Annotated in this window: 5 protein-coding genes and 1 pseudogene; all 6 read right to left on the reverse strand. The window is 37.3% G+C overall.

Annotation, left to right across the window (positions count from 1 at the left end):
• Positions 1–74 precede the first annotated feature (74 nt).
• A pseudogene (locus V7147_RS25245) lies at positions 75–1,523 on the reverse strand (RNA-guided endonuclease InsQ/TnpB family protein).
• A gap of 174 nt (positions 1,524–1,697) precedes the next feature.
• Positions 1,698–3,176, reverse strand: a complete 1,479-nt coding sequence (spoIVA, locus tag V7147_RS18625) for a stage IV sporulation protein A (protein ID WP_335369333.1) — start codon at positions 3,174–3,176, stop codon at positions 1,698–1,700.
• A 268-nt stretch (positions 3,177–3,444) separates the two neighbouring features.
• The gene (locus tag V7147_RS18630; RefSeq protein ID WP_335369334.1) at positions 3,445–4,164 is read right to left on the reverse strand and encodes a hypothetical protein; all 720 of its coding nucleotides are present in this window, start codon (positions 4,162–4,164) and stop codon (positions 3,445–3,447) included.
• A 27-nt stretch (positions 4,165–4,191) separates the two neighbouring features.
• Positions 4,192–4,392, reverse strand: coding sequence for a DUF2768 domain-containing protein (locus V7147_RS18635; protein ID WP_335369335.1), 201 nt, complete (start codon positions 4,390–4,392; stop codon positions 4,192–4,194).
• Between the two features lie 370 nt (positions 4,393–4,762).
• Entirely contained in the window at positions 4,763–5,800 is a 1,038-nt protein-coding gene (locus V7147_RS18640) for an NAD(P)H-dependent glycerol-3-phosphate dehydrogenase (protein ID WP_335369336.1), read from the reverse strand.
• A 15-nt stretch (positions 5,801–5,815) separates the two neighbouring features.
• Positions 5,816–7,126, reverse strand: coding sequence for a ribosome biogenesis GTPase Der (gene der, locus V7147_RS18645; protein WP_335369337.1), 1,311 nt, complete (start codon positions 7,124–7,126; stop codon positions 5,816–5,818).
• Positions 7,127–7,157 lie beyond the last annotated feature (31 nt).

Below are 7,157 nucleotides of genomic sequence, written 5' to 3' on the forward strand. Positions count from 1 at the left end.
CGCTTATTGTAAGCAAATTAGCTGTTGTTTATATGAACCTCCCATGACATATGTCACGGGTTTCTGGGTTGGTACTAAAGTACATTGACCACAAGAGGCTGGGAACACACAGCCGCTATCCCGTTGGCAAAAGCTTTCGGGACTACTTTTTTAAGAATATTTGCTGCTCCATTTACATCTGCATTTATCAAAATGTTATGTTTTGAGCGATACAACCCTCGATGAATTCGTTTTCCACTGAAGATATGTGTTTCTTTATTCCCCATTTTGAAGGTCGGAATGTAATCTCCATCCAGAAAACTTGCTTTCGATGTGTAACTTTCTTCCGTAACAATAACTGCAATGCCTTTAGCATTCGCTTTGTATGTAATAAGGCCAATTAACAAGGCATGTGGAATTTGAACAAACTTTTGATTATTTTTCTTACCTAAATGACTATTTTGTTTCCATTCTTTATTTTTTCCAATCACAATGGTATCAATCTGATGCTCCTGCGCTATTTTTACAATGTTAAAACTCACTTTATGAAGAAAATCTTTGATTTTCACATGTCTATCACGGTCTAATTTCACTATACGTTTCGAGTAAAAACCACCTTCCTTAGGACCTTTTCCGTTTCTGAGTGCTGCGTAGTATAGGCTTCTTAGTTTGTTGTACCATTAATTAATCGCTTTTAACTTTCCACCTTTGAAAAGGATTGGTGCAATATCATGGTTAAAAACAGCGGTTACAATATTATCTACCCCTAAATCCAAGCTCATGCAACGTTCTTTTTTTGCTACAACTTCACGTTTATCACCCATAAGATAAACTAACTCAACTATGAATTCACCGTATTTAGGAACAATACGTACTTGTTGAAATGTACTCTTCATATTGACCAACTTGCCAATATTAAGTTGTGTTTTCATCTTAGGAAATCTAACAAATCTTCCGCCGACTACTTTGCATATTTGGTTTGACAGCACCACTTCTTTTCTACTTCCTTTTGGTAAGTATCCTGGTATTGAAGGTCTTTCTTTATATTTATGTGGATTTTCCTTGTAATCTTTCAAACGAGAAAAGAAGCTTTTCCAATTTTGAACAACATTTTTTATGGTTTGTTGATTGATTTGCCCCGGCAGAGAATAATAATCTTTTTGTTTGATCGTTTTAAAAAAACAATCGAGAAAGTTGTAACCTAGAAAGGACTTTTCCCTTGATGGTGCCTCAAATAGATTTAAACTAATTTCTTTTCTAATTTCCTTTGATTTTGTTTCTTCATTACGTAGTTTTTTGAAATAGGCAATGGTTTGTTTGTCATTCATTTTAGCGAGGTTTTTATAGATGGTTTCCATCACTTCTTTTTGTAATGGCTGAAGATTCTTCTTGTTGTTTATAGCTGTATAGACTTGTCTAATGTAAAAGTTCGTTGTGTTATACAAATTGTTACTGCTTAAGCATAATTCATCAAAATACTCGAACAGTTTATGCTCTTTTTTAATAACAATTTGATAGGTTCTATATTCCTTTGTTTCTTTCATTATATCACCTCATCTTCACCTATATTTTACCACCAGGAACATTTGTTCGTCAATTGGTATTTCATTCAAATATACAAAACCTGCCAATTCATCCCATAACTATAGTAACGGGTGTTCTTGGCTGGGAAATAAAAATTCAATAAAAAAAGACTCCCTTTAAAAGGAGCCTAAATTCTATAATATGATAGCAATTAATCCGCCTGATCCTTCGTTAATGATTCTTTCAAGGGTTTCTTTTAGTTTGTAGCGTGCATTTTCAGGCATTAAGGATAGTTTCGCCTGGATGCCCTCACGTACAATCGAACTTAATGATCTACCAAAGATATCTGAATTCCAGATTGAAAGTGGATCATCCTCAAAGTCTTGCATTAAGTAACGGACCAATTCCTCGCTTTGTTTTTCTGTACCAATAATCGGTGCGAATTCAGATTCAACATCTACCTTAATCATGTGGATAGATGGTGCAACAGCCTTTAAGCGAACCCCAAATCTTGAACCCTGGCGGATGATTTCAGGCTCATCTAGGCTCATATCAGACAGCGCAGGTGCTGCAATTCCATAGCCAGTTTGCTTCACCATTCTTAACGCATCTGACACTTGATCATACTCCGCTTTTGCATGGGCAAAGTCTTGCATAAGTTGTAAGAGATGATCTTTTCCGCGAATCTCAACGCCCACAACTTCCTTAAGAATTTGGTCATATAAATCATCTGGAGCATATAAATCAATTTCGGCTACACCCTGACCCATTTCGATTCCAGCTAAGCTAGCTTGGTCAATAAAGTCATACTCACTAAATTGGCCAACGACACGGTCAACATCACGTAAACGCTTGATATCTTGGACTGTGTCCTTTACAGCGTCCTGATAGCTTTCTCTTAACCAATGATCCTCACGTAAGACCATTACCCAGCTTGGTAGATTAACATTTACCTCTAAGACTGGGAACTCATAAAGTGCTTCACGTAGTACATTGAATACATCTGCCTCACGCATGCTTTCAACGCTCATCGCCAAAACTGGAATATCATATTTTTCATTTAATTGTTGGCGGAGAGCATCTGTTTCCGGATGATGAGGATGGACTGTGTTAATAACCATAATAAATGGTTTGCCTACCTCTTTTAATTCCGCAATAACACGCTCTTCTGCTTCAATATAATCTCTTCTAGGAATTTCTCCAATTGAGCCATCAGTTGTTACAACAACACCGATTGTAGAATGCTCCTGAATAACTTTTCTAGTGCCAATCTCTGCTGCTTCATGGAACGGGATTGGCTCTTCATACCAAGGAGTATTAATCATACGAGGCCCATTTTCATCCTCATATCCTTTTGCACCTGGCACTGTGTATCCAACACAATCCACAAGGCGAATGTTTACATTCAGCCCTTCCTCAACATGAACAGAGACAGCTTGATTTGGAACAAATTTTGGTTCAGTTGTCATGATTGTTCTACCAGCAGCACTTTGTGGCAGTTCATCCTGTGCGCGAGCTTTATCAGCTTCACTACCAATATTAGGTAAGACTACTAATTCCATGAACTTCTTTATGAAAGTAGATTTGCCTGTTCTTACTGCACCAACGACTCCTAAATATATATCGCCACCAGTACGCTCAGCGATATCTTTGAAAATATCTACCTTTTCCAAGTGTGATCCCTCCCGATTTTACAGTTCTTGGGATAATTTTATCCGTTTACTACATATTCTAGGACATTATATTTGTATGACGTTGTCCTAATCAAATATGACTATTTCTAAAAAAAAATTCCCCCATCATATGTAGCAGCAATATTGAGTTCAAAAAGACCGTTTCAAAAACTCCCTAGCATGCTATATTTCTTACACTCTTTGAACACATTAACAAAAGTAAAAAACCCTTCTCTTAGAGTTTATGTCTAAAAGAAGGGTTCATGACTTAATTATCTAAAAAAATTGGTTCATTTGCTTCATTAATTGTATATGGTAGAGAATCCGTCGGAACGAACATCGAGTTATCTACTAAAATATCCCGAATATCATCTCCTGTTTGATACTTATGCTCAAACTTTGATAAATACTCATATAAATCAATTCGATAATCTACAACAATCTCATTGTTGCTCGTTATCAGAAGCGGCAAGTTTTTTCCTGTGAAGGGACTAACAACAAAAGGTTCTTCTTTCAAGCCCAACTTGCTATAATCCAACGTAAATACATTGGTTTGAAGCTGTTCCTTAAAAGGAGCATAATTATTTGATGAACGATACATCTGTACCCTTATGTTCAGTTCCCTAATTTTTTCTGAAATACGAACATCTAAAAGTTTTACAGTTGGGTTTGTTTCTACATTTACTAACACATATAAATAAACCCCGCCCGTTTCATAAGCATTTCCAGGAGGTTCAGCTATGTATTTTGGTGAAAGCCTAATAAAATCAATCGGATACTTTTGATAAATTGGGGTCTCCATATCTCTTGTTTTTATTGGTAAAAGTCCCCCTGAAGCCTCTTGAAATTGTTCAACTGCCCGCTGAACAGATGCAATTTGATCCTCATATGGAAGTTGATTTTGAGCGAGCTTATCTTGCGGGTAAAGACACCCTGTAAGTAATGATAATGAAAAAACAATGACCAACAGTTGTACCGTAACTCTCATATTAATACCATCCTTATGTTTGTATCTTTACTCACTAACAGGTCCGCTAAACACAACTAAGAAAATAATAATTCCTGCTAAAATCATAAAAAGATATGCAATCGTAGCTACAATTCCTTTGAGGAAGCCCTTTAGTTTATATCGGCTAAGATAAATGGCTATGACTGCAATAGCCATAAATGCCATTCCTGCAAATGAAATCCACATTTTTAGTAATCCTGGTGTCACCTTTTTCACTCCCTTGTCCAACTCTAACATTCCGTCAAATATTATATCATAATCCGCATCTATAGACTAAGGCAATGTCGTAAACTTATCAGAACATCAAAAAAGCTGAAGTAAGGAGGGGCACCCTTACTTCAGCAAGTGTAAAACTAAATATTCCCTATTATCCAATCGCTCAGACCCACAGTATACTACGTTGCATTTTATGCGAAAACGGCATGAAATGTATCGTCTTCTGCCTATTTTTCGCAGGGAAAGTGCAAAGTTTTTATTCACTAGAATTTTCTTGCTGTGCGAAATAGTTAGAAAATCCCGCTATTTGTTATTCTCCTTGCCATCATATGCAGAAAAAGGGCATTTGTGTGATATATTTTTACATTGTTCCATTTTCTAGATAGTTAAAGAGGTCTGCCATTTCGTTTGTTTTCCCTCTGGCCATTAATTGATCAACTGCATCTTTTGGTGATTGATTATTGAAAAGAACGTCATATAGGGCAAATGTGATCGGCATGGACACATCCATTTTTTTAGCTAACTGATACGCTGCCTTTGTCGTTCTAACACCTTCTACAACCATTCCCATATTTTCAAGGACTTCTTCAAGGCTTTGCCCTTTACCAAGTAAATTTCCAGCACGCCAGTTACGAGAATGAACACTTGTACACGTTACAATTAAATCTCCAATTCCAGTTAATCCGGCAAACGTTAATGGATTTGCACCCATTTTGCTCCCTAAACGTGAAATTTCAGCCAAGCCGCGAGTAATAAGTGCAGCCTTTGCGTTATCTCCATATCCGAGACCATCTGTAATTCCTGCAGCCAAAGCAATGATATTCTTTAACGCCCCACCGATTTCGACGCCGATAATATCAGGGTTTGTATATACTCGGAAATGCTGATTAATGAATAGATCCTGAACATATTCAGCAATTTCCATATTTTTAGATGAAACAGTTACAGTCGTCGGATGACGAAGCACCACTTCCTCAGCATGGCTTGGCCCTGAAAGAACAACAACATCGTTTAACAAATTTGAAGGCATTTCTTCTTCAATCATTTCAGAAATTCGCTTTAATGTATCTGGCTCAATTCCTTTACTCACATGAATAATTGTTAATGGCGTTGAAATAACCTGACTTATCTTTTGAAGAACTTCCCGAATTGCTTTTGTTGGAACTGCAAGAACAATCGTTTTTACTTCCTCCAACGCCTTGTTTAAATCAGAATATGCAGTGATTGTTTCTGGAAGTTCAATTGATGGAACATATTTGGAATTCGTATGCTTCAAATTAATTTCGTCAACTTGGTCCTGTCGATGTGACCATATTCGAACTTCATGATCATTGTCAGCCAAGACTAGTGCAAGTGCAGTACCCCAACTACCAGCTCCAACAACTGTTACTTTTTCCATTCCTTCCACCCCTTCCTACTTTCTAGCTCTCGCAATAACCTTTATTGGTGTACCCTCAAATCCAAAAGCATCCCTAATGCGATTTTCTAAGAAACGTTCGTATGAAAAATGCATTAACTCAGGTTCATTCACAAATACAACAAAGGTTGGTGGCTTAACTGCAACCTGTGAGACATAATAAATTCGTAGTCGTTTCCCCTTATCCGATGGTGTTGGATTCATTGCAACAGCGTCCATGATGACATCATTTAACACATTTGTTTGAATACGCATTGAATGATTTTCACTTGCCATATCAATCATTGGAATCAGGGTATGAATGCGACGTTTTGTTTTTGCCGATAGGAACACAATCGGTGCATAATCAAGGAATAGGAAATGATCTCGAATTTTCTGTTCAAATTCCTTCATTGTTTTCTCGTCTTTTTCAACTGCATCCCATTTATTAACGACGATCACCACTGCTCTACCAGCTTCATGGGCATAACCAGCAATTTTTTTATCCTGCTCGATAATCCCTTCTTCACCGTTTAATACAACGAGTACAACGTCAGAGCGTTCAATAGCCTTTAAAGCCCTGAGCACACTGTATTTCTCAGTGCTTTCATAGACTTTTCCTTTTTTCCTCATACCAGCAGTATCAATGATGACGTACTCTTTTCCGTCAACTGTGTATTTTGTGTCTATCGCGTCCCTTGTTGTTCCAGCAATATCACTTACAATGACTCTGTCCTCACCTAATAAAGAATTTACAAGCGATGACTTCCCTACATTCGGACGACCGATTAATGAGAATTTAATAATCTCTTCATCATATTCTTCGTTTCCGCCTTTAGGAAAGTGTTTAACGACTTCATCCAGTAAATCTCCAAGTCCTATCCCATGTGAGCCTGAAATAGGAATCGGTTCACCAAATCCTAGTGCATAGAAGTCATAAATATCTGTTCGCATTTCAGGGTTGTCTACCTTATTTACAGCTAAAACAACAGGTGTTTTAGAGCGATATAAAATTTTTGAAACCTCTTCGTCCGCACTCGTCACACCTTCACGACCACTTGTCATAAAAATAATGACATCTGCTTCATCAATCGCAATTTCCGCTTGGTGTCTAATTTGAGCAAGAAATGGCTCATCGCCAATATCAATACCCCCTGTATCAATGATACTGAATTCTTGATTTAGCCATTCACCGGAACTATAGATGCGATCCCTAGTAACTCCAGGTATATCTTCTACTATTGATACTCTTTCTCCTACTATACGATTAAAAATGGTTGATTTCCCTACGTTTGGTCGACCAACAATAGCCACAACTGGTTTTACCACATGCGTTCTTCCCTTCTAAACTAACTCATAT

Source organism: Bacillus sp. JJ1521 (assembly GCF_036965165.1).
Classification (GTDB): Bacteria; Bacillota; Bacilli; order Bacillales; family Bacillaceae_L; genus Ferdinandcohnia.